Below are 23,490 nucleotides of genomic sequence, written 5' to 3' on the forward strand. Positions count from 1 at the left end.
CTTTCAGGCGGGGATGAGTCGCAGGGGCAAACGCGCGTAGCGGTGGATGATGTTGTTCATCGCCCATTCGGGCTGTCCGCCCACCTCGATGTGGTCGATACGTTCGGTGAGCGCACGCAGGATGGCTTGGGTCTCCATGCGGGCAAGGCCTTGTCCGGCGCAGCCGTGGGCGCCATGCCCGAATCCGAGTTGGCGGCCCGCGTCGCGGCGAATATCGAAGATGTCGGGGGATTCCCATTCGAGCGGGTCACGGTTGGCCGAGCCGTAGATCACCACGACTCGCGCTCCCTTTTCGATCGAGGCTCCGGCGAACTCGACGTCGCGAACTGTCGTGCGGGAAAACGCCCTTACCGGAGAGTGGTAGCGGACAACTTCGTTCACCGTGTCGGGGATCAGCGAAGGGTCCGATTTCAGCAGCCGCCACTGCTCGGGATGTGTGGCCAGCAGGTACAGGGCGCTGGAAATCGCACTGATCGTGGTATCCAGTGACGGCGCCAGATAGTCGATCAGCAGCGCTGGGCATTGCGCACGCGGAAGCGTGCCTTCATCGGCGGCTCTCAGCACATCTCGGCCGGCGCCGCCGGGCAGGATGGAGCGCTCGCGGGCGACCCGGCGGGCGAAGCGCATCATCTCGACGCCCGATGGTGTGGACCGCGCGGTTTGCCAGTTGACGGGTCCGAGTGCGTCGAAAGTCGCTCCTGCCCAGCGCAGGAGGTGTTCGCGGCCTTCGTGCGGCCATCCGATGAGGTCGGGCACGACCGACATCGGCAGTGCGGTCGCCAATTCGACGCCGTCGACGTGGCCCTGGTCGGCCGCGGCCGCGACGACCGCGTCCGCCTGCTTGTCGACAGATTCCCGCATCGCGCGCAATGCTCGTGGCGTCAGATGGGGGGACAGTAGCGCTCGACGGCGTGCGTGGTCGTCACCGTCGCTGTTCAAGGTGGTGCCGCGCGAGAGCCGGTTGGTGAGCGGGTTCAGGGCGACGCCCGCGCCGGAGATGAACGTCGTGTCGTCGAGCAGCGCCTGCTTGCATTCGGCGTACCGCGGCAGCGCATAAGCTTTCTGGCGCGCCAGCCACACCACCGGGCCGAGTTCCCGCAACCGCGCATAGTGCGGATAGGTGTCTCGAACTGCTTGGGGGGAGTACAGATTCGGTTCGTAGGTGGGGATTCGGGCGTGTTTACGCATCGGGACTCCTGTACAGATCGGGGTGATCCCCGCACTGGGATCGGTGTAGGCCGGCGGGCCCGGAGCCGCTGCCCGGGAGCACGCCGAGCACCGAACCGACTGTCCGTGCTGCGGTCTGGACCGTGCCATCGGGACGGACGAGTGCGGCGCGAGCCCACTTTCGGCGCAGCCACACGCCCAACTCGCTGCCCGCCTCGACCGGAACGAGAACAGCCCCGCGCCGCGCGATCTCGATGCGCTGCACCAGGGTTGGTTCGGCGACGGTGACAAGCGTGTAGCGGCCGCCGGCGACGGTGTCGAATCGGCGGTCGGCGTCGACCATCACGTTCGGTATCAGCGTGCCCGCCAGGCCACGGCCGAAGCGGCGGCGGGTGTTCAACGCCGATCGCCGCAGCGGTGGCGTCTCGTCGCCGGTGACGACTCCGGTGAAGCCAGGTATGCCTATCAGCCGCGGCACGATCAGGCGGCGCAGTACATTGCCGAATTCGCCGCCTTCGGTCATCGCCCTTCCGGTCAGTGTGGCCAGCCGGATCAGGCTGCGCGCGTGAGGTTTGCGTTCGATCTCGTAACTGGAGAGCACCTGCGGCGGCAGAGAGCCGCTCAGCACAGCAGCCAGCTTCCAGGCGAGATTGGCCGCATCGCGCACACCGGCGCCCATGCCCTGACCGATAAAGGGAGGAGTGAGGTGCGCGGCGTCGCCGAGCAAAAAGATGCTCCCGGCCTGCCATCGATCAGCGATCTGGGCTCGTGAGATGTATTCGGCGACGCGGACCAGCTGGAGTTCGTCGAGCTCGATGGTCTTGGTCCAGGGCCGGATCAGCGGATACAGATCGGCGATACCTTGGAAGTCGGCGTCCGATTCCCCTCGCAGCAGGCGAAATTCCCACCGGTATCGGGTTGCTCCGATGCGCATGTATGTGGCCGCGCGGGCCGGATCGCAGACCTGGTGCACGCCTTCCCATTCGCCGAGTTCGGCGGTGGTGGCGATATCGACGACGAGCCAGCGCTGTTCGAACCCGAGGTCGCGCATGGCCGACCCGATCGAGGCGCGAACGACACTGTTGGCGCCGTCACAGCCCAGGACGTACCGGCCCCGGATCGATGCGGCGGCGCCACTGGTGCGGTCGGTGTAATCGACACGCGCCCAGTCGCTTTCCTGCACCGCTGCGGTCACCTCCACGCCGCCGCGGATCGTGATTTCGGCGTGTCGTCGTGCGTTGCGACGTAGTACGGCCTCGAGGTCGGGCTGGTCGAACAGATTCGCTTCGGGAAAACCGCTACGCCCGCCGGCCGGGTCACGATCGAATTGGGCAAGAACCCGCAGTGCGGGATCGACCAGTCGTAGCCCGAGCGCGGGCCGGGAGAGTGCGGCGAACTCCTCGTCGATACCGAGGCGGGCCAGGATTCGCCGGATCTCGCCGTCGAGGTGCACCGCCCGCGGCTGCGGGTAGACGCCGTGCCAGCGGTCCAGCACCACCGATTCCACGCCGTACCGGGCAAGCAGACTCGCCGCGGTGAGCCCGGTCGGGCCGGCACCGACGATGACCACCTCGGTGTCGAGGGTGTTCATCGACTCGTCCCTGGCAGCGCCACCAGGTAGCAGACGCAAAGAACCCCGACGACGACCGCGGGCGCGAACTGTTGTACGCGGTCACGCACCCGCAGGTGGGTCACGAGGGCGCCGATCATCAGCACTGTCAGACCGATACCGGCGGCGGCGCCGATCGGCCACCACGCGATGCCGATCAGCAGCCCGAGGGCTCCGGCGATCTCGAGGCATCCGATGACTCGATATGCGTCGACGGAGAAGCCGGCGTGGTCGGCTCGTCGCCGAATTTGCGGTAGAGCCGCAATTTTCGCGGCACCCAGCGGCGCGAACAGCACCGCGAGCACGACAGCCAGGATCGTGGCCAGGGCAGTCGTCATCGGACCACAACTTTCCATTCGACCGCGTATGCGCTCAAAACGGCTTCGGCACGGGCGCGATGAGCGTCCGATTCGAGTTCGACTGTCGTGATGATCGAACCGTCCTCGATGACGGCGGCCACGCTGGTTACACCGGTGACTTCGGAGAGAGCGTCGCGGACTTCTCGTCGCGTGGCATCAGCGCGTAACCCGAGCTTGTAGGGCTTTCCGACATCGGTGACGGGCAGAGCGTCCAGCACGACAACTGCTTTCGGCGCGGCGGCCCGTTCAGGGACGTGCTCCCCCGCCCAGGCAAGCAGTTCGGATTCGGTGGTCTCGTCACCGGCGGTCAGAGTGACGTAGACCACCGGCACCTCGCCCGAGTGCACATCGGGTCGCCCGACCGCGCCGGCGGCGGTCACCGAGGGATGCGACAGCAGGGCGTCTTCGACGAGCGCGGGGTCGATGTTGTGTCCGCCGCGGATGATGAGATCCTTTGCGCGCCCGTGCAGATGGATGAAGCCGTCCTCGTCGATATGCGCGAGGTCGCCGGTGTCGAGCCAGCCGTCGACGAGTTTGCCGAGACCGTCGAGGACATGCCCGCGCTCGCCGGGACCGCTGACATATCCCGCGAAAACGGTCGGCCCGCTGATTGCCAGAACCCCCGTCTCACCGGCGGGAAGGTCATGCCACGTTCCGTCGTCCCCGATGCGGACGACCTTGAGCTGCTGGTATGGCATGCGTTGCCCGACCGCGCCCGGGCGCGGCTGGTTCGGGAAGCTGCGCGCGCTCGCGCAGGTAGCCTCGGTGAGGCCATATCCTTCGACGAGGGTGACACCGGTGTGGGTTTGGAAGTTGTCCCGCACTGCCGCCGGCAGTGGAGAGGCACCGACCATTGCGTAGCGCAGCGTGCTGATGTCGGCATCGACGGGGCATTGCGCCAGTACCGCATACACCGTCGGGACCGCGCTCATCGCGGCGATCCGATAGTTGGCCACGATTTTCCAGAATTCCGCGTAGAGGGCGAAATCGCGGTAGCCCAGCGGGCCGGCCCACACCACCGCTTGCCCCTTGAACAGCGGCGCGAGCAAGGTGACGACAAGTGCGTTGACATGGAACAGCGGCAGGGCGGCGAATACCACCGCTTGCTCGTCGAGCAACGAATTGGCCGCGATCATCCAGGCGTTGGCCACCTCCCCGCGATGGGTATGTGCGGCCAGCTTCGGAACCCCGGTGGTACCGCCGGTATGAAAGAGCCCTGCCACATCGTGCGATTGTGGTGGCTGTCCGGCGAAGCTACGTGCGTCTTCCTCACCGGCCGACTCGTCGAGGTAGCCGAGGCGAACACCGTCGACCGGCGATACGGGCTCCGGGGTCGACGCCGCTGCGGTGGGTCGCAGCAGCAGTATCGAGTCGAGTAGTCCCTGGGCGGCCAGCTGACGCGCGCAGGCCCACGTGGTGGCGTCGAGTTCGGGGCCGGCGGCGATCAGTACCCGCGCACCCGAACGTTTCAATAGTTCTGCGACATGGTGCTGCGAGAGTGCGGAATTGATCGGGGCGGCGATTCCGGCCAGTTGCGCGGCGAGGGTCGCCGGGATCAGTTCGGCGCAGTTGGGGGCCATCAACGCGACCGCGTCACCACGCCGGATGCCCAGGCGGTGGAGCAGGTTCGCGTACCGATGTACCTGTGCCAGCAGATCGGAGTAGGTGCACTGCCACGGTTGCTGCCACCGGGCAGCTTCGGGAAGGACGGTCAGCGCTGTCCGATTCGGCCACAGCTCAGCCGCTCGCACCAGCAGCGCGTAGGTCGATTCGGGCAAACCCCGCTCTTCCAGGGGTATCGCCTCGACAGCGGGCAGGTCGGCGGGTTCGGCGTAACGCGGCCACAGCAGTTCATGATCGATCAGTTGCTCGGTCATCGCGCGTACCTCACAACGGTGCGCTGACGCCCGAGGTCGATCTTGCCGTCGTCGGTAGCCACGCTCGCTTCGATCACGTCACCGTCCTGTAGATACTTCCGGTTCTTGGCTTGGGCTTTGAAGAACAGTCGCCATTTCGTCGCGGCGGGAAGCAGCGAGCCGATGATCTCGACCGGTTTGGGCGGGGCACTGAGCGCGGTGCCGACCGGCGTTCCGGTGAGCAACAGGTCACCGGGGGCGATGTGCTGGAATCCGGTCAGCGCCTGCAAAGTCTGCACTGGGTGGTAGATCATGTCCGCCACGGTCATGTCCTGGCGGATTTCGCCGTTGACCGACAGCCGCAGCCGCAGTTCGGTAAACCGTTGCAGCTCATCAGCATCCAGTAGCACCAGCGCCGGGCCGACCGGGGTGAAGGTGGGATAGGACTTGCCCTCGTAGAACTGGGTTTTCGGTAGCTGCACATCGCGAGCCGAAATGTCGTTGGTGACGACCAGACCTGCGACGTAGTCGGCGAGATTCTCAGCGGTGATGGTGGTGCCCACCGGCATGTCCCTGCCGAATACGAGGCCGATTTCGACCTCGTAGTCCAGCAGCCGGACATGAGCGGGCCGGATGACCTCGTCGAACGGACCGCTGATCGAACCGGAGGACTTCCGAAAGAACGTCAGGGGCACGGTATCCGGGTCTCCGCCCGCGTCGGTGACGTGAGAAGCGAAATTGGTCATCTGAGCCACCACCCGGCACGGTGCGGTCACCGGCGATACCAACGACAGACTGTCGGCAGGTACGAGTCGAGTGCTCGCCGATGCTGCCGCCAACGCCGCCCGATCGGCCAACAACTCCCCGGTGGATGTCGCGGTCGTCTCCACCCGGGCTGCGCCGGCAGGTGTCGACACCCACCAACCATCGGTGGTGCGAAGAACGGAAATACTCATGACGAGGCCACTTTCAACAGGCCGCGCAGGCGGCGGAGATCGAATTCGTTGTCATCGCGCAAGGCGCCGAGCGCAGCCCGCGCCTCCCGCAGCATTTCTCGGCTGGGATTGATCCCGAGGAAGTCTCTGCTGACCGGCGGGCCCCACTGAGCAAGGCCCGAGGCAGTCATGGGTGCCCAGCCCGGTTCGACCGTGCAGTCGAACATGTCCCCGTCGGTGAAGTGTTCGACAAGGAATCCGTCGGGATCGCGCCAGTAGTCGAACAACTGGCTGCCCTGAATATGACGTCCGATTCCCCAGGATCTGCGGTAACCGCTGTCACGGAGGTATTCCCCGCCCGCGGCAAGGGCATCGAGATCCGCGACCTGATAGGCCGAGTGGACATACCGATTCCTCGGCCCCAGCACCAGAGCCAGCGTGTGGTGGTCGGCGGGAGTGCGGCCGCGGTCGCAACGGATGAAGCTCATGACCGGCCCGCGGTCACGCTGACCGCGGTAGTACTGGAAATCGCTGACGATCATGCCCAGGTATTGCAGATACCAGTCCAAGGTCTGGCGGTACTTGGTCGTCTGAACTACGACATGGCCCAGGCGCTGCACCCGAGATGGTTCTCGCGGTGGTCGCTGTGTGCGATTGGCGCGGGCGAGTGCACGGCCGACGTTGAGGGTGTGCGGTGGTTGCGCCGGCAACTCCGCGTGAACATCGGTGTCGCAGACGAGCCGGACCCTCAGTCCGCTGGGATCTGCGATATCGACACTCACGCCGCCGAGGCTTTCCGGCAGCGGGGCTGCCACCGCGCCGGTCGCAGCCGAAAACCGTGGCAGATCTTTCCGGTCGGCCACCGAAAAGGCCGGACCGACGAATCGGGAGCGCGCGCCGCGGCGAATGATCACACACGGTGAACCGGCGTCCACGCCGCGCAGGTGCAGCTCGGCCGAGGTTCGCATGATGGTCGTGAAACCGAAAGCGGTGGCGAACTTTTCGGCACCGACAAGATCGCGCTTTTCGAATTCCAGCCATGCGAGGTCGTGCACCTTGACGATCGGATTCAGCGCTCGCCCCGGATGTTCGCCGGCGAAGGCGCCGTGCTCGCTGTGCAGATCCGCATGGGGGTCGTGCAGGTCGTTCATCGACCGCTCCCTTCGGTGTATCTGAATATATCCTCACTTACGAAGAAGTTCTCAGTCAAGACGTATCTGAATATTTCCTCATAACTGACAACGCGAGGTAGGATCGGGCGGAGATCAGAGGAGGCGAACAGGATGGCCGAGCAGGCAGTCCAGGGACCGAACCGCCTGCAGAGACGCAAGGCACGCACCCGCGCCGCACTCGTCGGCGCGGCGCAGATGTTCATCGCTCGAGGCAAGATGAATGTCCCGATCTCGGATATCACTCAGGCGGCCGATGTCGGGATGGGGTCGTTCTACAACCACTTCCAGACCCGCGACGAGCTGTTCGCCGCCGCCGTCGAAGAGGTGCTCGACATCCTCGGCGCGACCCTCGACACGCTCACCGAAGACATCGAGGACCCGGCCCAGGTATTTGCCCAAGGCTTCCGGCTGACCGGCCGCCTGCACCGCAGAAGTCCCACCCTGAGCAAAGTCCTGCTCAACAGCGGGATGAGTCTGGCAGTGTCGGAGAAGGGCTTGGCGCCACGCGCTCGCCGCGACATCGAGGCCGCCACCCGAGCCGGCCGATTTCACACACACGATGTCGAACTCGCCATGACCGTCGTCACCGGGGCCGCGTTATGCCTGGGGCAACTACTCCACGAGCATCCCGAACGCGATGACGCCGAAGCCGCCGATCAGGTCACCGAAGACTTGCTGCGGATGTTCGGCCTTTCCGCTGACGAGGCCCGCGAGATATGCCGGCGACCACTGCCCATCGTCGAAACGCAGCCGGGCAGCGATGACGCCGCGTAGGCAACAGCACGACCCGATGTTCAGGGCAGAGCCATCACGGCCAGCAGGACGACCAGAAGCGAGACCGCGACCGTGATGTGGCTGCGCCGGTAATGGGTCGCCAATACCGCGACGAATTCGCGCAGGAAGGCGGCCGGCAGGAAATAGGCGGCGGTCCGAGATCCCAGGACCTGCGCATCGATACCGAGGCGGCGGGTCAGCGCGGCCGTCCGGAGAACGTGAAAGTTGCTGGTTACCACCGTGATTCGGAGCTGATCCGGATCGATACCGCGCCGGTTCAATTCCCGCAGGCAGTTACGCAGATTCTCGGCGGTGTTGCGCGAGTGCCGTTCTCGGACGATGGCGTGTCCGGAGACGCCGCGGGCGGTGAGGTAGCGCGCCATCGCGTCGGCTTCGGTCGTCGCCTCGTCGGGACCCTGTCCACCGCAGGTGACCAGGACCGGCCGGCGTCCGGACCGCAGCGCTGTGCGGTAGGCGTCGATACCGCGGTCCAGTCGCGCGGCCAGCAGGGGCGTGACGGATCTGCGATTCAGTCCGCAGCCGAGAATCACGACGGCATCGGCTTCGGGACGAGCCGCCAGGCTGCCGTAGATCAGTGCGTAGCCACCGAACGCGATCAGATGCGCCACGAAATAGACCGCGACCGCGGCGACCAGAACCGTGGACCCGATGACCCAGCTCGGCATCGCCGGACCGGACGCGACCGTGACGACCGCGGCCACCGCGCCGATCAGGCCCGTCCCGAGCACGATTGGCAACGCGGTGGTCGCCGCGAACCCCTCCCGTGACATCAGCTCGATTCCGTTGACCAGCAACGCGATACCGGCCACGGCGAACGGAGCCGTGAGTACCACGACCACCCCGAACGACGACGGCGCGTCGGGGCCGAGTCCGACGACCGCGCTCGCGCCGCCGACGCCCAGCAGGGTGACCGCCGCCAGCAGAACGAATCCCGTCGAGAGCCGACGAGGCTCCAGGGCCACGCGGATCGCCGCGATGAATGCCAGGATCGCTCCGCCCGCCACCAGGAGCCCGCCGATCGACAGGTACGTCGCCGTCTGCATCCGTCCGAGACTCCTTCCGGCCCCTACCGGGCCGACGCGCCGAAGACACTTCGAAGTCGTCGGCGCGACGAGAAATCCGCGGCGACCGGGCGACATAGCGACGAATTCCCGTTCCGGGGCGCCGGAAACAGATCACGGGCAGACTGCGGCCCCAATTGATCGGGCGACTCCGCACCGAATTCCTGCGTCACAACCTCACCTGATCGAACCGCCGCTGTCCGCGATTTCAGCGTGAAAGCGGTTGGGTTGAGCCACGTTCCGAAGCGCCTCACGGTACGGTCGATGGAACCTGAACCCGTGTGTCGATAGCGTGTAAGGCCTGAACTGCGAGAGGACACCATGCACGCTCCTGCCTTTCTTTCCATCCTCGCTGCCGTCGGTAGCGCGCTTCTGTTTCAGGCCGCGCCGGCCTCAGCCGAGTCGCACACCGGTATGCCGACGCTGACTGCACAGTTCGATGGCGGCCCGTGCGCGACGACCATCAACGCCAAGGCCAACATCTTCGATGACAGAAACCAGGTCTCCATCGGCTACCAGACCGACGACATCGCCGGCACCGGCAGCGCCGGATGCGGGTCGTCGCTGGTCGCGGTCGTCAACTGGCGCAATCTGGACAGCGGCGGGGTGGGTAGCGTCTCCCGGCACATGTTCCACAACGAGACCAACTCGATATCCTTCGCCCCCGGCCCGGGACGGATCGCGATCGAGCTGACCACGCTCAGCACCCACTTCCCCGACACTTCCCGTCTCGAGGTCGTCATGCACGGCTGATCGCTGCCGGAGATGGGGTGTACATCCCGGCTGACTACGGATCGGAAGCCGAACTCGATGACCTCGGGCCCGAGGTCGACGTCATCCATATCGACTGTTCAGGGTTCAGCCGTGCAACGGCCCAAACCCTGCCCCCGAGTTCTGGATTCGCCGAAACGGTGGCCCGGGATGACGACCATGCTCGACGGTGACGCCCGGCGGAAGGACAGCCACCCGCCGACCATGAACGCCGAACAGACACCAGGATGCTGTAACCGGCAGGTTCATGGTTCGGGGCGGCCGGCCTCGGACCTCACGTCTCGCGAACTGGCGGCCCGGTGTCCGCTGGCGCGGGGGCCGTGGCGGATTATGCGGTGTGCATGGCGGCGGTGATCTTGCGGATCATCTCGGTGATTACCGGGCCGGGGCGGTCAAGCGGGTTCGTGCGGGTGGCCGGTGGGGTCGCTGCGCTGCTCATGCGGGGGTGAGCGACAGGTTCAGGTGCGCCAGGCGGCGCACGATCAGGCTCGGAACATAGGCGGGTTCGGGGCGCCTTAGCGAGACGGTGGCGGTGGCGGTGAGCAGTGCGCGCACGGCCTGGGTGGTTTCTTTGCGGGCGAGGTGGGCGCCGAGGCAGAAGTGGATGCCGCGGCCGAAGCTGTGGTGCAGTTTCGGCTGGCCGCGGTCGAGGTCGACGCGGTCGGGGTGGTCGAAGATGCGGGGGTCGCGGTTGGAGGCGCCCCACATCAGCATCAGTCGTGCGCCTGGTTCGAGACGTACACCGGCCAGCCGGGTGGGGGCGGTGGTGACGCGGAAATGGCCGCGGAACGGGCTCTCGATGCGCACCGCTTCCTCCACCAGCGCACCGATCCGATCGGGTTCGGCGCGCACCGCCGCTTGCAGTTGCTGATCGTCGGCCAGCAACCGTACCGCGGTGCCCAGCAGGCTCGCGGTCGATTCCGCGCCCGCGGTGACCAGCTGCACCAGCAGAATCGCACCCTGATCACGGGTCAGGGTTCCCGACGCGACCGCCGCGGCGACGCTGCCCAATACCCCCGCGTCCACGCCGGGGCGGGCCTGGTCGAGGCGTTCGCCCAGATACTGTGCGAATTCGAGCACCGCGAGTGCGGCCTGGCCGGCGCGTTCGGGACTTGCGACGCCGGAGACCAGATCGATCGCCGCGTCCGACCAGGCGGCGAGGCGCTGATGGTCGGCGCGCGGGAGCCCGATCAGCTCGCCGATCACCTGCACCGGGACCCGATGGGCGACCGTGGCCATCCAGTCACCACCACCGGAGGCGACCAGCCCGGCTACCGCCGGGGCGACCGCGGCGTCGATCAGCTCGGTCGTCTCGGCCACCGCGCGCGGGCTGAACCGCGACATCACCAGCGCCCGCTGCGCGGTGTGTGCGGGCGGATCCGCGGTCGCCAGCACGTCCACCCCGCCACCGGCCTCGACCACCGACACCGTCGCCGACCCCGACACCGCCGACAGCACCGCGACCAGATTGCTCGAATAGGTCTGCGGATCGGCCAGCACAGTGCGGATCGCATCGAACCCGAGCACCACATACACCTGTTGATCGGGCAGATAATGCACGTCCCCGATACCACGCAACTGCTCGAGCAGCGGATACGGGTGCTGTAGTGCCTCGGCGCAGAACAGATCGGGAACAGTCATCACAACCAACCTTTCACACGTTGTATAACACGTTATACAACGTGTTCTCGCTCTGCGGTACCCTCGAACGGTGGTCGACGACACTGCTGCCCTGCTGCGCGAGTCCCGCGATTCGTTGCGGATGGTCCGCGAATTCGGTCCCGCCGAACGCGCGCGCCGCGCCGAGATCGCCGCGGTCGCCCGCACGATGGCCTCCCGGCACGGCTACAAGGGCGTCACGATCCGCGAGGTCGCCGCAGAGGCCGGCACCACCCCGGTCACCGTCTACCGCTACTTCGGCTCCAAGGACGGCCTGATCCAGCACCTCATGGCCGACTGGGCTCTCGACACCCTCGACCGCCTCACCCGGCTACCGGCCGACCGCGGCGCTGAGCCCGCCGACCGGATCGCCTCCGCGTTCTCCCAATTCATCGGTTGGGCCGCCGAAGACCACAACCTGCTGCAAGCCGGAATGAACTCCGTGCACTCCGGCAACGGCCCCGGAATCAGGGTCTGGCGGCCGCTTTTCACCGAACTCGTCCGCGCCGCGCTGGCCGACCCCGACTGGACCGACGAACACGACCGAGCCCTGGTCCTCGGCCACGTCCTGACCACCTGTCTGCTCGACCTGACCACCAACCCCGCCAACATCACCGACATCCGCCACACCATCACCCGCGCAGCACAACTGCTCTTCACCACGACCAACCCGCCGCATCACCGATAAACCAGCGCATTCAGCTCGGCCACGATCTCGAATTCGATCTGTTCGAGGCGCTGCAGATGGAGAATTCCTTGCGACGGTCGCCGAGCCGGTGTAGGCCTGCCGGCCGCGTCGAACACCACATCCGGGCGAACAAAACGGATCCGGCGTGATGCCGATGCCGACGGCCGCAGCCGCATGCATCCTCGAACTCGACGCCACCGTCCCGGCCTTGATTACGCCGTCAACGGTTGCCCCGGTGGCATAGTCGAACCGTCCACCTCCGCTGAACCGGAAGGCATCGACATGGCCGATCACACCTATCGCGTAATCGAAATCGTCGGCACCTCCCCCGATGGCATCGATGCCGCTATTCGTAGCGGTCTGTCGCGCGCCGCGCAGACAACACACAACCTCGACTGGTTCGAAGTCCAGTCGGTCCGCGGCTACCTCGAGGAAGGAACCGTCGCCTACTACCAGGTCACCATGAAGGTCGGTTTCCGCATCGAGGACGTCGGACAGTAGCGCTGCCGCCGAGGTGACGGAAGGGTGCTCCATGCGCGCTGCCCGATCCGCAGCCGTGCCCACGGAACTCGCCGTGCGTTCGTATCCGTGGGCTCGCCGGCACCCTGCTATCGAACCAGGAAAACCTCACCGCCGGAATCCCATCCGACAACCCCGAACAAAGGCGACTAGCGCGACGTGCTCCGGTGTGGCCTATTCGCCGCCCGGTAACCCCTTACCTGCCTACTGTGCCGGCGAGCCCCGCGGCCAGCAATTCGAACGACTTGCGTCGGTCGTTCGGGTCGTAGAGGTCGGTCTTGATCAGAAGTTCCTCCGCGTCGGTCGCCTCTGCCAAGTCGTGCAACTGCGACAACACCGTTGCGGCTGCCCCGACGAAAACCCCGTCGAGTTCATCCGCGATGTCCCGTCCGGCCGCATATCCGTAGTGATCCGCGGTCTGCGGGCTGGGTAAGCGTATGGGCTGCCCCTCTTTTCGCCGCGCGGTCTTCATTCTGAGTGATCCGGACAGCCACTGGGCGCGTTCATCGCTGTCGGCAGCGATTGCCGACACGCTGACCATGACCCGCGGCCCGGGACACAACGGCGAGGGCTGAAAGGTCTGCCGGTAGACACGAGTGGCCGCGATGGCGTTTCCCGGCTCGAGGTGATGAGCGGCTACGAAAGGAAGCCCGAGCACACCGGCGACGCGCGCCGTGTAGTCGCTGCTTCCGAGCATCCAGATCTCAGGTCGGCTGCCTTGTGCGGGCACTGCCACGACGCGGCCCTCCGTCGTCGGAGCGAACATGCCCAGCAGATCCCGGATCTGTTCTGCGAAGGGGACGGCCGCCCTCTCGTGTGGGCTGCGGATACGGTCGGCAACTTCGCGTGGCCCGCCAAGGGCCCGTCCCAATCCGAGGTCGATACGGCCGGGGTGAAAGACCTCCAACGTGCCGAATTGTTCTGCGATCACGATGGGTGAGTGATTCGGTGTCATGACACCGCCGGCTCCCACTCGCAGATGACGGGTCACCGACGCGACGCGGTCGATGACGACTGCCGGTGCGGCACTGGCCACTCCGCGCATACCGTGATGCTCGGGTACCCAAAACCGGTGGTAGCCGAGCCTGTCGACGAACCGTGCCAGCTCGATACATTCGAGCAGTGCGGTCTTTGCATTCGAGCCCTGCACGATCGGCGCCGTATCCAGGATCGAAAAACGCAGCGCGGCAGGTTGTTTCGTCATCGAGCGCTCAGAATAGTCACCAACACGGTGCGCACCCGCGTCGTGCGTACAAACTCAAAACACCTACCGCACTGGTGGTTTCATCGTCCGGATGGGCCATCACCACCATCAATGCCGGCGGCGAGGCTGAGTCGGACGTCATCGGGGCCCTTCTGTCGTTCACCCGTCCTATCCCACCACGATCGAAGACGCCTCAGCGTAATTCGAGGTGAGTCCGCTCCCCCTGGCACGGCTGCACTCATCCCCTTCTCCTCGAGCGGCATGCGGACTCACCGAAGACGTTGTTCGGCCGAACCTCATTCCCCTGGATTATCCGCAGGGCCTCGTCATCGATTCGCCGCTGCAACTCCGTCATGGGGGCGTCGTCGAGACCGGTGAATGCGCGCAGAAACGGCCCGAATAGTCGCCAGCCGAGCTCGAGTGCTGCCACATTCGCCACCGCGAGCGCCGCCGCCGCGGATATCGCATAGCTGCTGTTAGGGGTGACTTCGTGGTTGTCCGCGCGGCGGGGTGGTTGGTCGGCGTGATGGAGGCTGGGTTCGTGGCGCCACGGGTCTGTCGTCGGAACTCGCGGCAAGTGAGCGATGAATTCCGCGGCTCGCCGTCGTCTGGTCGGTCCAATGCCGAAGCGACCCGTTCGGCCTCGAGCCACACCATGTCCGACTCTGCAGGTGCACAGGTTTGGAAGCCGGACACGCCGGGATGAGCGGACGTGTCGGCCGATGCAGGCGGTGCGCCTACCGTGGTCGCGTCGGGTTGTCTGCCCGGCGCCGCGCGTGAGCGCGGCTGGCCTGTCGAGCAGCTTGTCCAGCAAGTTTCTTGCGCTGTCGCGGGGAGAAGCCGGCCTCGTGGCGGCACGACCGGATCGGTACGACACCCCAGGAGGTCGAAAATGCGTGATGCTCGTTGTGCCCGGCCCCTTGTGCCCACCGCCTTCCTCGCCGCCGCGGCCACGGTGACAGTGTGGGCGCCGACGGCCTCAGCCGAGCCGCTCGGTCCGCTGCCGGTCTACACCTGCGACATCGCGGAGCAAGGGGTCGGTGTGACGGAACTCGACGGAACCAAGGCCATCAGGGGGCAGAACTGCCAGGCCGGCGAGGGCACGCCCACCAGCGGGAAGGTCGAGGAAGCGACTCTCATCCAGCCCAGAGATAACGACCTCGCCTACATCTGCAACGGCACGGTGTTCGTCCACCAGAACATCATCAACGGCCAGCTGGACGTCACGACCGATCGTTGCCGCATCCCCGGGCAGTGACGAATTCGGATACGTGCCTACAGATCTGGGCTTGTCCGGCGTTGCGAGCGCAGGCCGATCGAGACACCGCAAGCCGGCACGGACAGTGGTTACACCCTCGGTTCCGCGGCGTTGTAGCGCGCAGCATGATCCGGGACATGCCGGCGACGAACTTGCGGCCCTTGGCAGCGGAGTTGTCGAAAGTGAAGTGGTCATCGCCGAGATCGCCCGCTTGGCACGCACCGTATCTTTGATCTCCGCCTGCACGCTAGCCCGACGAAGCATCCACCCGATCCGGCTACCATCGCCCGCAGTCGGGGACACGCCAGCGCTCATGAACACGGCCGATCCAGAGCGAACTCCTCCGACGATCGCCCTCTCCGGCAGCCGGCGGCGCGAACACCGGATAGCGATCCCCTTCGACCGATATCTGAGATACCGGACTCTGTTGCCGGACTTCAGGATTCATAGAACTCGTCGAGCAAGGGCTGAATCGCGGCCTTCGCATCGAGAGTGGGGTCCAGAGCGGCGGCTGACCGCAGCGCCGCGCCTGCCAGCTCGATCAGACGTTCGACCACTGCCTCCACGGGGAACGGCTCATCGTTCTGCAACCAATACACGGCAGCCTCGTCGATCGCGCCGACAACCGAGCGGAGCATCATGCGCAGCGCCTCGTTCTGCGGGTCGAGACCCAGCAGTGAGATCCAGGCTTCGATCGTTTGCCAGCGCCCCGCCTCGAGCATTTCCCAAGCCTCGGGATCTGCGCCCCGACCGCCGAGCACCAGACGCAATGCGAGCCCTCGATGGGCGGCCAGATATCGGAATTGCGCGGTAAAGGCACTGCGAAGCTGTTCGACCGGCGACATACCGGGACGCAGCATGTGGGTCTGCAAGACACGATTCGACGTCTCCCGTACCGCTTCCAGGTAGAGGCCACGCTTGGTGCCGAAGTAATGGAATACCAACCCGTGGGCAGCATCGGCAGCCTGGCAGATGTCCGCCACGGCAACCTCGTCGTAACTGCGTTCCGCGAACTGTTCGACCGCCGCATCGACGAGACGTCGCCGGGTTTCGGCAGCCTGCGCAGCCCGCGAGGTGAGCCGCCCCCCATCGGTCGTGTTTGTCATCGCGCCCTCCATCGCCGAACACTCACCGAGCCCGATAGTGCACGCCCACCTGGCGAAAAACAAGTTGATTCTAAGTCATTGACACTGAATCAACGAACTGGCTAAGCTTCTGCGCAGATAATAACGGCAACAGTGTTACCGACATGTGGGCTATGACGTACACACCGCGCCCGGAGTCGAAATTGGAGGAGCGATGATCCCTGACAGTCGCTCGCTACCGCATGACGGAAGCGTGCTCACGATGAACGAGTCGCTGATCGGCCATGTATTCGGCGATGCGCTCATCGAGGGGACCGCTTTCACGGGTCGTGGAGGCTTGTCATGACATTCGACGTTGCTGTGATCGGCCTAGGCCCGGTCGGAGAGTTGGCGGCACTTCTTCTGGCACGTGCGGGGTTGAAAGTCCTCGCATTGGAGCGGGAGAGCGATGTCTACTCCAATCCCCGGGTCGGCGTGCTCGACGGTGAAGCCCTGCGTACGCTGCAAAAAGCGGGAGTGTACGAACGCGCCGCCAGCGACATGCTCCTCGGGGCGGGCGCCCAGTGGGTCTCGGCTCGCGGCAAGGTCGTCGCGACAACGCTGCCCACGGAGCAGCTTCAGGGACATCCGTGGATGTCGGCGATCTATCAGCCGTTGCTGGATAAGCAACTGCGGACAGCCCTTGCGGAGTACCCGGATGTCGATATCCGTCTAGGCCACCAGCTCACCGGTTTGACGCAGGACGACCAAGGGGTCGAACTGACATTTCGCCACGGTGACGGCGGCACTGCGAACGCGCGTGCACGCTTTGTCATCGGCTGCGATGGCGCCAAGAGTGCCACCCGCGACGCGGTCGGCGTCAAGTTGGTCGGATCCGAATACACCGATACCTGGCTCATCGTCGATGCGAAGCTGCCGGAGCCGATTGCTCATATTCCGTATTTCCAGATGACGCTGAACCCGGCGGCACCTCGCCTGACAGGTCGACTCGCCGCCGGAGGGCACCGCTGGGAACGGAAGGTGATGCCGTGGGAGGATCACGACGAGATCCTCACGCCCGAGGCCGCGCGACGAGTGATCGCTGAGGACGCCGACCCCGACACTGCGGAGATCCTGCGTCATCTCATCTACACCTTCCAAGCCAAGACCGCTGAGCACTGGCGGGTCGGGAGGGTCCTGCTGTGCGGGGACGCTGCCCATCTGATGCCTCCGATGATCGGACAGGGGCTGAACTCGGGAATCCGCGATGTAACGAACCTGACCTGGAAGATCGCGGCAGTCGTGAACGACGGTGCGCCACTGCGAATCCTCGATACCTATGAAGCAGAACGTCGGCCACACGCCGACGCGATAACCAAGATGTCGGTCCGGGCCGGCCGTCTGGTCACCATGCAATCGCGTTCGGCAGCGACGATTCGCGATGCGGTGGGCGCGGCGCTCGTGCGTATCCCGCCATTTCGAGAACGCGTTCGTCAAGGCCGGTGGCGTCCGCCCGCCCGGTACCGACGTGGTTTGCTTCTGGCATCGCCTTCACCGCGTTCTCCGGTCGGCCGCTTGTTCCCCCAGCCGCTCGTGCGAACCTTCAGCGGAACACACCATCGGCTCGACGACATCGCAGGTTCTGGCTGGCGCATCATCGGTTGGGAAGCCGATCCACGCGAAGCGCTGTCGGCACTCGGCCGCCGCATCGCAGACGATGTCCTCGAGGCAACCTACGTAACACTGGCCTCACCAGGGCGACGCCCCGTCCATTGTGATGCGACGCAGCAGATCCTCGAAGACCTCGACGAAGTTGCCCGCCCGTACTTCAAGCGACAGCCGTTCGTCGTGCTCCGTCCTGACCACTATGTCTGCACCAACCCCTCATCGACCGAGCTGGACAGCACTGTTCGGGAGTTGATGCGGCAGATATCGAATGAATCGCGAACCAGCCAGTTGCAGTCGAAGTCGCACACTGCGGCTTTCAGGCGAACCGGTATCCAGGAATTGGATCCCGCCACCGCGGACATCGGTTTCCGCGCCCGCGGGCTCTGGGGGCTGCGCTCACTCGACCTCCACCGCTGGCGCGGTCTACTGAAGGTAGCCAGCTCATGAGCATTTCCGTGCTCCGCACCAGCGACGCGCGGTGGGACGGCGAGGTAGTCGCGACCATCGAAACCGATCGCGATACCGATCACGCTGCTGTCGAGACGGCATTGAATTCGTTCGCCCTGAACTGGAGGGCAGTGAGCCGGCCATGAGCATCCCGACAATTACGCTGACAGTGCTACTGGCCGCGCAATTCACAGTATTCGGCATCCTGAAACTCGCCGCTGCGAAGCAAATGCGGGACCGTGCCGCCCACGTCGGTATGACGGTGACAACTTACCGAATGATCGGGGCCCTCGAAGTCGCCGGTGCTGCCGGGCTGGTGATCGGGACCGTCTGGTGGCCGGCGGGATTGGCCGCGGGCATCGGTCTGGTTCTGCTGATGGTCGGTGCCATCGCGACGCACCTGAGAGTGCATGACAAGCTCTCGGCGGCGGCCCCCGCGATTGTGACGTTCTTCCTTGCCGTCGGCTACGTCGCACTGGTCCTGACAGTAGATCGATGAACATCGACGATGCGCCGGTCGGCCTCGGGGGGCCGACGCCACCGGACCGCGATCCTGCTCTCCCAGCACCTATGAGACCGAGCGAAAACCACCTGCGGACAACCGTGCTGATCCGCCCGGACGGCATCGTCCAGCAGACCGGTAGACGAGTCGCGGATCTGCGAAATGTTCTCCTCCACTTCGATATTCGTACTCCGCCGCCATCTGTGAACGATGGTGCCCAGACCGACGATAGGAGCTTCGATGCCCAAGCGTGCTGACGTTCCGGCCTATCAGCCGGATCTCTACTCCGAGGCGGCGATCCGCGATACCTACCCCCACTACACCCGTCTGCGAGAGCTCGGGCCCGTGGTGTGGCTGGCCAAACAGCGCGCATACGCACTGCCACGCTATGCCGAGTGCAAGAAGGTGCTTCTCGACGACGAAGCCTTCGTGTCCGGCGAAGGAGTGGGGCTGAACCCGATCACCAATCGCCTCTCCCGTGGGACCACGCTCAACAGCGACGGCGACGAACATTCGCGGCGTCGCGCTCTCCTGTCCCACCGGCTGACCCCACGAGCGTTGCGGTCGATGCGCGAAACCATCGATGAACAAGCCGCCGCGGTTGTCGCGGAAGCCGTCGCACGCGGGAGCATCGATGGCGTCGACCTGGCCACCGCGCTGCCGATGTCGGTCGTGCCCGACCTCATCGGGTGGCCCGACCACGGCCGCGAACATCTCCTACGCTGGGCCGGAGCCACGTTCAATGCCCTCGGCCCACTGAATCTGCGGTCGGTGCGAGCGGCGCCGTCCGGGTTGGAAATGATGCACTTCGCCCGGCGCATCTCCCGGGATCGCGATATAAAGCCCGGCGGCGCGGGACAGGACGTGCTGCAGGCCGCCGACGAAGGCAAGTTCGCCCACGCGGAATGCCCGGCGCTGATGGTGGACTACCTGGCGCCGTCGCTGGACACCACGATCGGTGCCATTTCCGCCGCGCTGTACCTGTTCGCGACCAACCCGGATCAGTGGAACCTGCTGAAGGCCGACCCCGGGCTGATCCCCAACGCCGTCAACGAGGCTGTCCGCCTCGAGTCGCCCGTTCGGGCCTTCTCCCGCAAGGTCACCCGCGATACCGAGGTCGCCGGTACCAGGCTCCCGTCCGGCTCCCGAGTAGTGGTGATGTACGGGTCCGCCAACCGTGACCCCCTCGAGTGGGATGCCCCGGACACCTTCGACATTCGTCGTGACGCCTCACGTCAACTCGGTTTCGGCCACGGGACCCACGGCTGCGCCGGGCAAGGTCTGGCCCGCCTGGAAACCCAGGCCATCCTGCGCGCCCTGGTCGACCGAGTCGACCGCATCGAGATCACCGGCCCCACCGAATGGGCCATGAACAACATCATCCACCGCTTCAATCGCTTGCCCCTGCAACTGATCCCCGCTTGACAGAAAGGTTCCCAGATGAAAATCACCGTTGATTACCACCGCTGCGAGGGTCATGGTCTATGCGCCGAACAGGCACCTGCCATATTCGGTCTCGACGACGAGGGTGAATTGATCTATCACTTCGACGGCACAGACGTACCCGATGGACAGATCACCATCGCACGGGCCGCCATCAATTCCTGCCCGGTCGCCGCTCTGCGAGAGCAGTGATGAGCCAACCCGCCGCAGTCGTCATCGTCGGCGATTCGATCGCCGGAGTGACCGCCGCACGTGAACTGCGGACCCTGGGACACGGTGGCCGGATCACTCTCATCGGAGCCGATCCACACGGCGCCTACTCCCGGCCACCGCTGTCGAAGACCGTCCTCGAAGACGACTCCGCCGACACCACGCTCAGCTATCACCTGGACGACCTCGACGTCGAGGAACTACGTTCGGCAGCCGTCGGCGCGAATCTCGACCGGAAGCGAATCACCACCGCCGGCGGACACATTGTGGGCTACGACGCGCTGATCATCGCGACCGGCGCGCAAGCAAGACGACTCGCCCGGCCAGACCAGGACGGTGAACTCGTTCTGCGGACGCTCGAGGATGCACGAGCCCTGCGGACACGGCTCGAGACCGCCACTTCGGCGATCATCATCGGTGCGGGGTTCCTCGGCACGAACGCGCTCAGCGACACGGTGTTCGGCTCATTCGAACGCCAGGCTTCGTGACCCTTTCCGGAAATCCGGTACGTGGTATAGCCCTGCCCGACGGTACCGACTGGCCGGCGGACCTTGTGGTCAGTTGCGTCGGAGAAACGCCCAACACTGCCTGGCTACAAGGCACCGGCTTGGCCGATCACATCGGTATCGGCATCGATCACGCCTGTGCCACAGCCTTTCCGGATGTCTACGCCGCGGGAGACGTGTCCTACCTGCGGAACACGAACCGTCGGTCCGCGTTCTGGTCCAATGCCGTCGCGCAGGGACGGGTCGCTGCCTCGTCAGCGCTCGGTCACGCACCGACATCGGCACCGAGCGATGACTACTTCTGGACAGAGATCCTCGGAATGAGCATCAAAGTCGTCGGGTCCCTGCCGTTGATCGGCACACCGAGCCGCATCGACGGTGACCCGACCGCAGGGTCCGCCCTCCTCACCTGGAACCGCGCCGGCGAAGGCGCCGCGCTCGTCGCCTACGGCATCCGTAAGCCGGTCACCAAGCTCCGCACGATGGCCGCGTCGCTGGTTCCCTGAGCCTCCCGGTGAATTACTCGAAGCGCCCTCATCTCCGCTTCACCGACGTCCTCGACATCGACGAGCAAGCTCGCCGGGCGCAGCTCGATCGCCCGTATCAACGCTGCAGGGCAGGCGATCTCACAGCTCATAACCCCACCCGCATGTCCCCTCCGCCGTCGTCAGCAGCGCAACGCCCCTGGTGGAAGTGATGATGCGGCCAGAAGCGGGAGTTCTATACCGGCCAGCAGCTCGCGATAGCGGTCCGCCAACTGCGGTGGAGCCTGGCGACTGTAGACGACGATCTCGCGGAAAACTCCCGAGCCGACCCGGCGGGTATGACGTGCCCAGCCGCCGGGTACCGCGTTCGCCGGCGCCAAGGTGACGCCCAATCCTTCGACGGCGAAAGACAACCCGGCCGCGACTTGGCCGGTACGGGCGACCACGCGCGGAGCGAAGCCGATCGTGGCCGCCAGCCAGTCGGCCACCTCGCTCATCCCCTGTTCGGGCTCGTAGAGAACCCAGTCCGCGGCGGCGAGTTCCGCCGGGTCGGCGACGGTGCCGGGCACGTGCTCCTCCGCGCCGACGAGCACCATCTCCTCATAACCGAGCGACACCACCGGTCCGTCCCAACCGACCGGGCGCGGCCCTACCGACAGATCGCCTCGACCGGCGCGTGTGGCCGCTTCGAGATCGCGACGGTGGGAGAAGTCATGTAAACGCAGCACCGTGTCCGGATACATCGCATGCCAACGCGCGGCACTGGGCGGCAAAACTCCCGCAGCCACCGACCGGACCGTGAGCACATGTACATCACCGTTGCTTCCGTCGACCACGTGCCGAACAGCATCGGACGCGTCTTGCACCGCGTGGAGAATCCGACGCGCGATCGGCAGCAGAGCCCGACCCGCAGGGGTCAGTGACAGGCCGTGGTGTCCGCGTTCGAGCAGGGGCGAACCCAACTCCTTCTCCAGAGCCCGAATCTGCTGCGACAGTGACGGCTGCGACACATACAACCGTGTCGCCGCCGCACTGAAAGAGCCTGTGTCCCAGATCAGGACGAAATACTCCAGTTGTCGCAACTGCATCGCCGACGGCACCTCCTCTCCCACCGGTGACCGGTCGTAGCGGTGTAGGTCGCGTTCCCAGCCGGGGGTGGCCGCAGGTACCGGCACGAGCGCACCGGTTCGGCACGCTCAGGCCACAAGCACGACCCGGGGGTCACGGCGAGCGAGCCGTTCGAGCAGGTAGTCCACCTCGGAGCGGGTGTGCTCCGACAGTACGCCGCCGGGCGCTCGCTGCGCATCGCTGGCCAGTAGCCCACGACGTTTGAATACGTACTTCCGCACCGCCAAACCGATTCCCGGCTGCTGCTCGTAGCGCAGCAGCGGCAGGTGCGCGTCGAACAGATCATGGCTGTCCTCACGACGCCCGGCTGCGGTCCGGGCAACGACATCGACGAGCAGTTCCGGGAAGCAATAGCCCGTCATCGCACCGTCGGCGCCACGCTCGGTCTCGAAGTCCAGGAACAGCCCGCCATTGCCGCACAGGATCGACAAACGAGGCATGTCCTGGTTGGCCTCCAGATGCCGCAGTGTGGTGATCTTGTCGAGTCCCGGCCAGTCCTCGTGTTTGAGCATTACACAGCTGGGGATATTGCGAGCAATCCGAGCGATGACCGAAGGCGTCATCACCACCGAGAACGACAGTGGATAGTCCTGCAGAACCAGCGGAGTCTCCGGACCCACGGCCGCGGCTGCGCCTTGGTAATAACTCACGATCTGGTCGTCGGTGCGTAAGGTGTTGGGCGGTGCGACCATGACACCGACGGCGCCGGCGGCCATGACTTCCTGCGCGAGCGAGCGCATCGGCGCATAACCCGGCGCCGAGACTCCGACCACCACCGGAAGAGTGGTCTTTTCGAGAACGTAGGAGACTACGGAAACAGATTCGGTGTGTGAGAGCTTAGGCGCTTCGCCGAGCTGACCGAGCAAAGTCAGCCCGGTCACGCCGGTCCCCTCGTAGAAATCGATCAGCCGGCCCAGAGACGAATAGTCGATGTCGCCTCGGTCGTCGAATGGAGTCGGTGCGATGGCGAACACGCCGGAGGTT

Annotated in this window: 24 protein-coding genes and 1 pseudogene; 12 read left to right on the forward strand and 13 right to left on the reverse strand. The window is 65.5% G+C overall.

Annotated features, from left to right (window positions below; all coding sequences use genetic code 11):
- Positions 1-3: 3 nt before the first annotated feature.
- From C8258_RS04090 to C8258_RS04115, 6 genes are read right to left on the reverse strand one after another with little or no spacing between them, the layout of a single operon-like run.
- On the reverse strand, positions 4-1,188 hold the full coding sequence (locus C8258_RS04090; RefSeq protein WP_106953887.1) for a cytochrome P450: 1,185 nt from the start codon (positions 1,186-1,188) through the stop codon (positions 4-6).
- The gene (locus C8258_RS04095) at positions 1,181-2,758 is read right to left on the reverse strand and encodes a bifunctional 3-(3-hydroxy-phenyl)propionate/3-hydroxycinnamic acid hydroxylase (protein ID WP_106953888.1); all 1,578 of its coding nucleotides are present in this window, start codon (positions 2,756-2,758) and stop codon (positions 1,181-1,183) included. The genes C8258_RS04090 and C8258_RS04095 overlap by 8 nt, the downstream gene beginning before the upstream one ends.
- Complete coding sequence (locus tag C8258_RS04100) at positions 2,755-3,114, reverse strand: DoxX family protein (RefSeq protein ID WP_106953889.1); 360 nt, start codon at positions 3,112-3,114, stop codon at positions 2,755-2,757. The genes C8258_RS04095 and C8258_RS04100 overlap by 4 nt, the downstream gene beginning before the upstream one ends.
- Entirely contained in the window at positions 3,111-5,012 is a 1,902-nt protein-coding gene (locus tag C8258_RS04105) for an acyl-CoA synthetase (RefSeq protein ID WP_233224852.1), read from the reverse strand. Before C8258_RS04105 ends, C8258_RS04100 begins: the two co-directional genes overlap by 4 nt.
- Complete coding sequence (locus C8258_RS04110; RefSeq protein WP_106953890.1) at positions 5,009-5,947, reverse strand: fumarylacetoacetate hydrolase family protein; 939 nt, start codon at positions 5,945-5,947, stop codon at positions 5,009-5,011. The genes C8258_RS04105 and C8258_RS04110 overlap by 4 nt, the downstream gene beginning before the upstream one ends.
- Positions 5,944-7,077, reverse strand: coding sequence for a VOC family protein (locus C8258_RS04115; protein WP_106953891.1), 1,134 nt, complete (start codon positions 7,075-7,077; stop codon positions 5,944-5,946). Before C8258_RS04115 ends, C8258_RS04110 begins: the two co-directional genes overlap by 4 nt.
- A 132-nt stretch (positions 7,078-7,209) precedes the next feature.
- Here C8258_RS04115 and C8258_RS04120 point away from each other — a divergent pair, with 132 nt between their 5' ends.
- Complete coding sequence (locus tag C8258_RS04120) at positions 7,210-7,872, forward strand: TetR/AcrR family transcriptional regulator (protein WP_106953892.1); 663 nt, start codon at positions 7,210-7,212, stop codon at positions 7,870-7,872.
- 20 nt (positions 7,873-7,892) lie between these two features.
- On the opposite strand, the gene C8258_RS04125 is transcribed toward C8258_RS04120, so the two are convergent.
- Entirely contained in the window at positions 7,893-8,936 is a 1,044-nt protein-coding gene (locus C8258_RS04125; RefSeq protein ID WP_158271214.1) for a YdcF family protein, read from the reverse strand.
- A 339-nt stretch (positions 8,937-9,275) separates the two neighbouring features.
- Between C8258_RS04125 and C8258_RS04130 the strand changes: the two genes are divergently transcribed.
- Positions 9,276-9,707 carry a hypothetical protein gene (locus C8258_RS04130; RefSeq protein WP_146161150.1) on the forward strand — a complete coding sequence of 144 codons (432 nt, stop codon included), beginning with the start codon at positions 9,276-9,278 and terminating at the stop codon, positions 9,705-9,707.
- Positions 9,708-10,160: 453 nt separating this feature from the next.
- Here the strand turns inward: C8258_RS04130 and C8258_RS04135 are convergent, their stop codons facing one another.
- Positions 10,161-11,366, reverse strand: a complete 1,206-nt coding sequence (locus C8258_RS04135) for a cytochrome P450 (RefSeq protein ID WP_106953895.1) — start codon at positions 11,364-11,366, stop codon at positions 10,161-10,163.
- Between the two features lie 70 nt (positions 11,367-11,436).
- Between C8258_RS04135 and C8258_RS04140 the strand changes: the two genes are divergently transcribed.
- The gene (locus C8258_RS04140; protein WP_106953896.1) at positions 11,437-12,072 is read left to right on the forward strand and encodes a TetR/AcrR family transcriptional regulator; all 636 of its coding nucleotides are present in this window, start codon (positions 11,437-11,439) and stop codon (positions 12,070-12,072) included.
- Here the strand turns inward: C8258_RS04140 and C8258_RS32165 are convergent.
- Positions 12,063-12,248, reverse strand: a complete 186-nt coding sequence (locus C8258_RS32165; protein WP_146161151.1) for a hypothetical protein — start codon at positions 12,246-12,248, stop codon at positions 12,063-12,065. The two genes, C8258_RS04140 and C8258_RS32165, sit on opposite strands and share 10 nt — an antisense overlap.
- A gap of 106 nt (positions 12,249-12,354) precedes the next feature.
- On the opposite strand from C8258_RS32165, the gene C8258_RS04145 reads away from it, so the two are divergent.
- Positions 12,355-12,573, forward strand: coding sequence for a dodecin (locus C8258_RS04145; RefSeq protein WP_106953897.1), 219 nt, complete (start codon positions 12,355-12,357; stop codon positions 12,571-12,573).
- Positions 12,574-12,787: 214 nt separating this feature from the next.
- Here C8258_RS04145 and C8258_RS04150 read toward each other — a convergent pair whose 3' ends face one another.
- Positions 12,788-13,795, reverse strand: coding sequence for an LLM class flavin-dependent oxidoreductase (locus C8258_RS04150; RefSeq protein ID WP_106953898.1), 1,008 nt, complete (start codon positions 13,793-13,795; stop codon positions 12,788-12,790).
- 892 nt (positions 13,796-14,687) lie between these two features.
- Here C8258_RS04150 and C8258_RS04155 point away from each other — a divergent pair.
- Complete coding sequence (locus C8258_RS04155; protein ID WP_146161152.1) at positions 14,688-15,053, forward strand: hypothetical protein; 366 nt, start codon at positions 14,688-14,690, stop codon at positions 15,051-15,053.
- Positions 15,054-15,490: 437 nt separating this feature from the next.
- Here C8258_RS04155 and C8258_RS04160 read toward each other — a convergent pair whose 3' ends face one another.
- Entirely contained in the window at positions 15,491-16,159 is a 669-nt protein-coding gene (locus C8258_RS04160; protein ID WP_158271215.1) for a TetR/AcrR family transcriptional regulator, read from the reverse strand.
- Positions 16,160-16,480: 321 nt separating this feature from the next.
- On the opposite strand from C8258_RS04160, the gene C8258_RS04165 reads away from it, so the two are divergent.
- From C8258_RS04165 to C8258_RS04185, 7 genes and pseudogenes are all read left to right on the forward strand, one after another.
- Positions 16,481-18,232: a bifunctional 3-(3-hydroxy-phenyl)propionate/3-hydroxycinnamic acid hydroxylase gene (locus C8258_RS04165; RefSeq protein ID WP_106953901.1), complete on the forward strand. Its 1,752-nt coding sequence runs from the start codon at positions 16,481-16,483 to the stop codon at positions 18,230-18,232.
- A complete protein-coding gene (locus C8258_RS32505; protein WP_158271216.1) occupies positions 18,229-18,378 on the forward strand; it encodes a hypothetical protein in 150 nt (49 codons plus the stop codon). The genes C8258_RS04165 and C8258_RS32505 overlap by 4 nt, the downstream gene beginning before the upstream one ends.
- The gene (locus tag C8258_RS04170; RefSeq protein WP_106953902.1) at positions 18,375-18,731 is read left to right on the forward strand and encodes a DoxX family protein; all 357 of its coding nucleotides are present in this window, start codon (positions 18,375-18,377) and stop codon (positions 18,729-18,731) included. The genes C8258_RS32505 and C8258_RS04170 overlap by 4 nt, the downstream gene beginning before the upstream one ends.
- Positions 18,728-18,991 carry a hypothetical protein gene (locus C8258_RS32170; protein WP_146161153.1) on the forward strand — a complete coding sequence of 88 codons (264 nt, stop codon included), beginning with the start codon at positions 18,728-18,730 and terminating at the stop codon, positions 18,989-18,991. The genes C8258_RS04170 and C8258_RS32170 overlap by 4 nt, the downstream gene beginning before the upstream one ends.
- The gene (locus C8258_RS04175; RefSeq protein ID WP_106953903.1) at positions 18,975-20,159 is read left to right on the forward strand and encodes a cytochrome P450; all 1,185 of its coding nucleotides are present in this window, start codon (positions 18,975-18,977) and stop codon (positions 20,157-20,159) included. The genes C8258_RS32170 and C8258_RS04175 overlap by 17 nt, the downstream gene beginning before the upstream one ends.
- Positions 20,160-20,174: 15 nt before the next feature.
- Positions 20,175-20,369, forward strand: coding sequence for a ferredoxin (locus C8258_RS04180; protein ID WP_106953904.1), 195 nt, complete (start codon positions 20,175-20,177; stop codon positions 20,367-20,369).
- Positions 20,369-21,399, forward strand: a pseudogene (locus tag C8258_RS04185) (NAD(P)/FAD-dependent oxidoreductase). The gene C8258_RS04180 and the pseudogene C8258_RS04185 overlap by 1 nt, the downstream one beginning before the upstream one ends.
- 161 nt (positions 21,400-21,560) lie before the next feature.
- Here the strand turns inward: C8258_RS04185 and C8258_RS04190 are convergent.
- Together C8258_RS04190 and C8258_RS04195 are read right to left on the reverse strand one after the other, a co-directional pair.
- A complete protein-coding gene (locus tag C8258_RS04190) occupies positions 21,561-22,553 on the reverse strand; it encodes a LysR family transcriptional regulator (protein ID WP_146161154.1) in 993 nt (330 codons plus the stop codon).
- Positions 22,554-22,574: 21 nt separating this feature from the next.
- Positions 22,575-23,480, reverse strand: a complete 906-nt coding sequence (locus C8258_RS04195) for a dihydrodipicolinate synthase family protein (RefSeq protein ID WP_199195559.1) — start codon at positions 23,478-23,480, stop codon at positions 22,575-22,577.
- Positions 23,481-23,490 lie beyond the last annotated feature (10 nt).

It is taken from the genome of Nocardia sp. MDA0666 (assembly GCF_003023875.1).
In the GTDB taxonomy this organism is placed as follows: Bacteria; Actinomycetota; Actinomycetes; order Mycobacteriales; family Mycobacteriaceae; genus Nocardia; species Nocardia aobensis.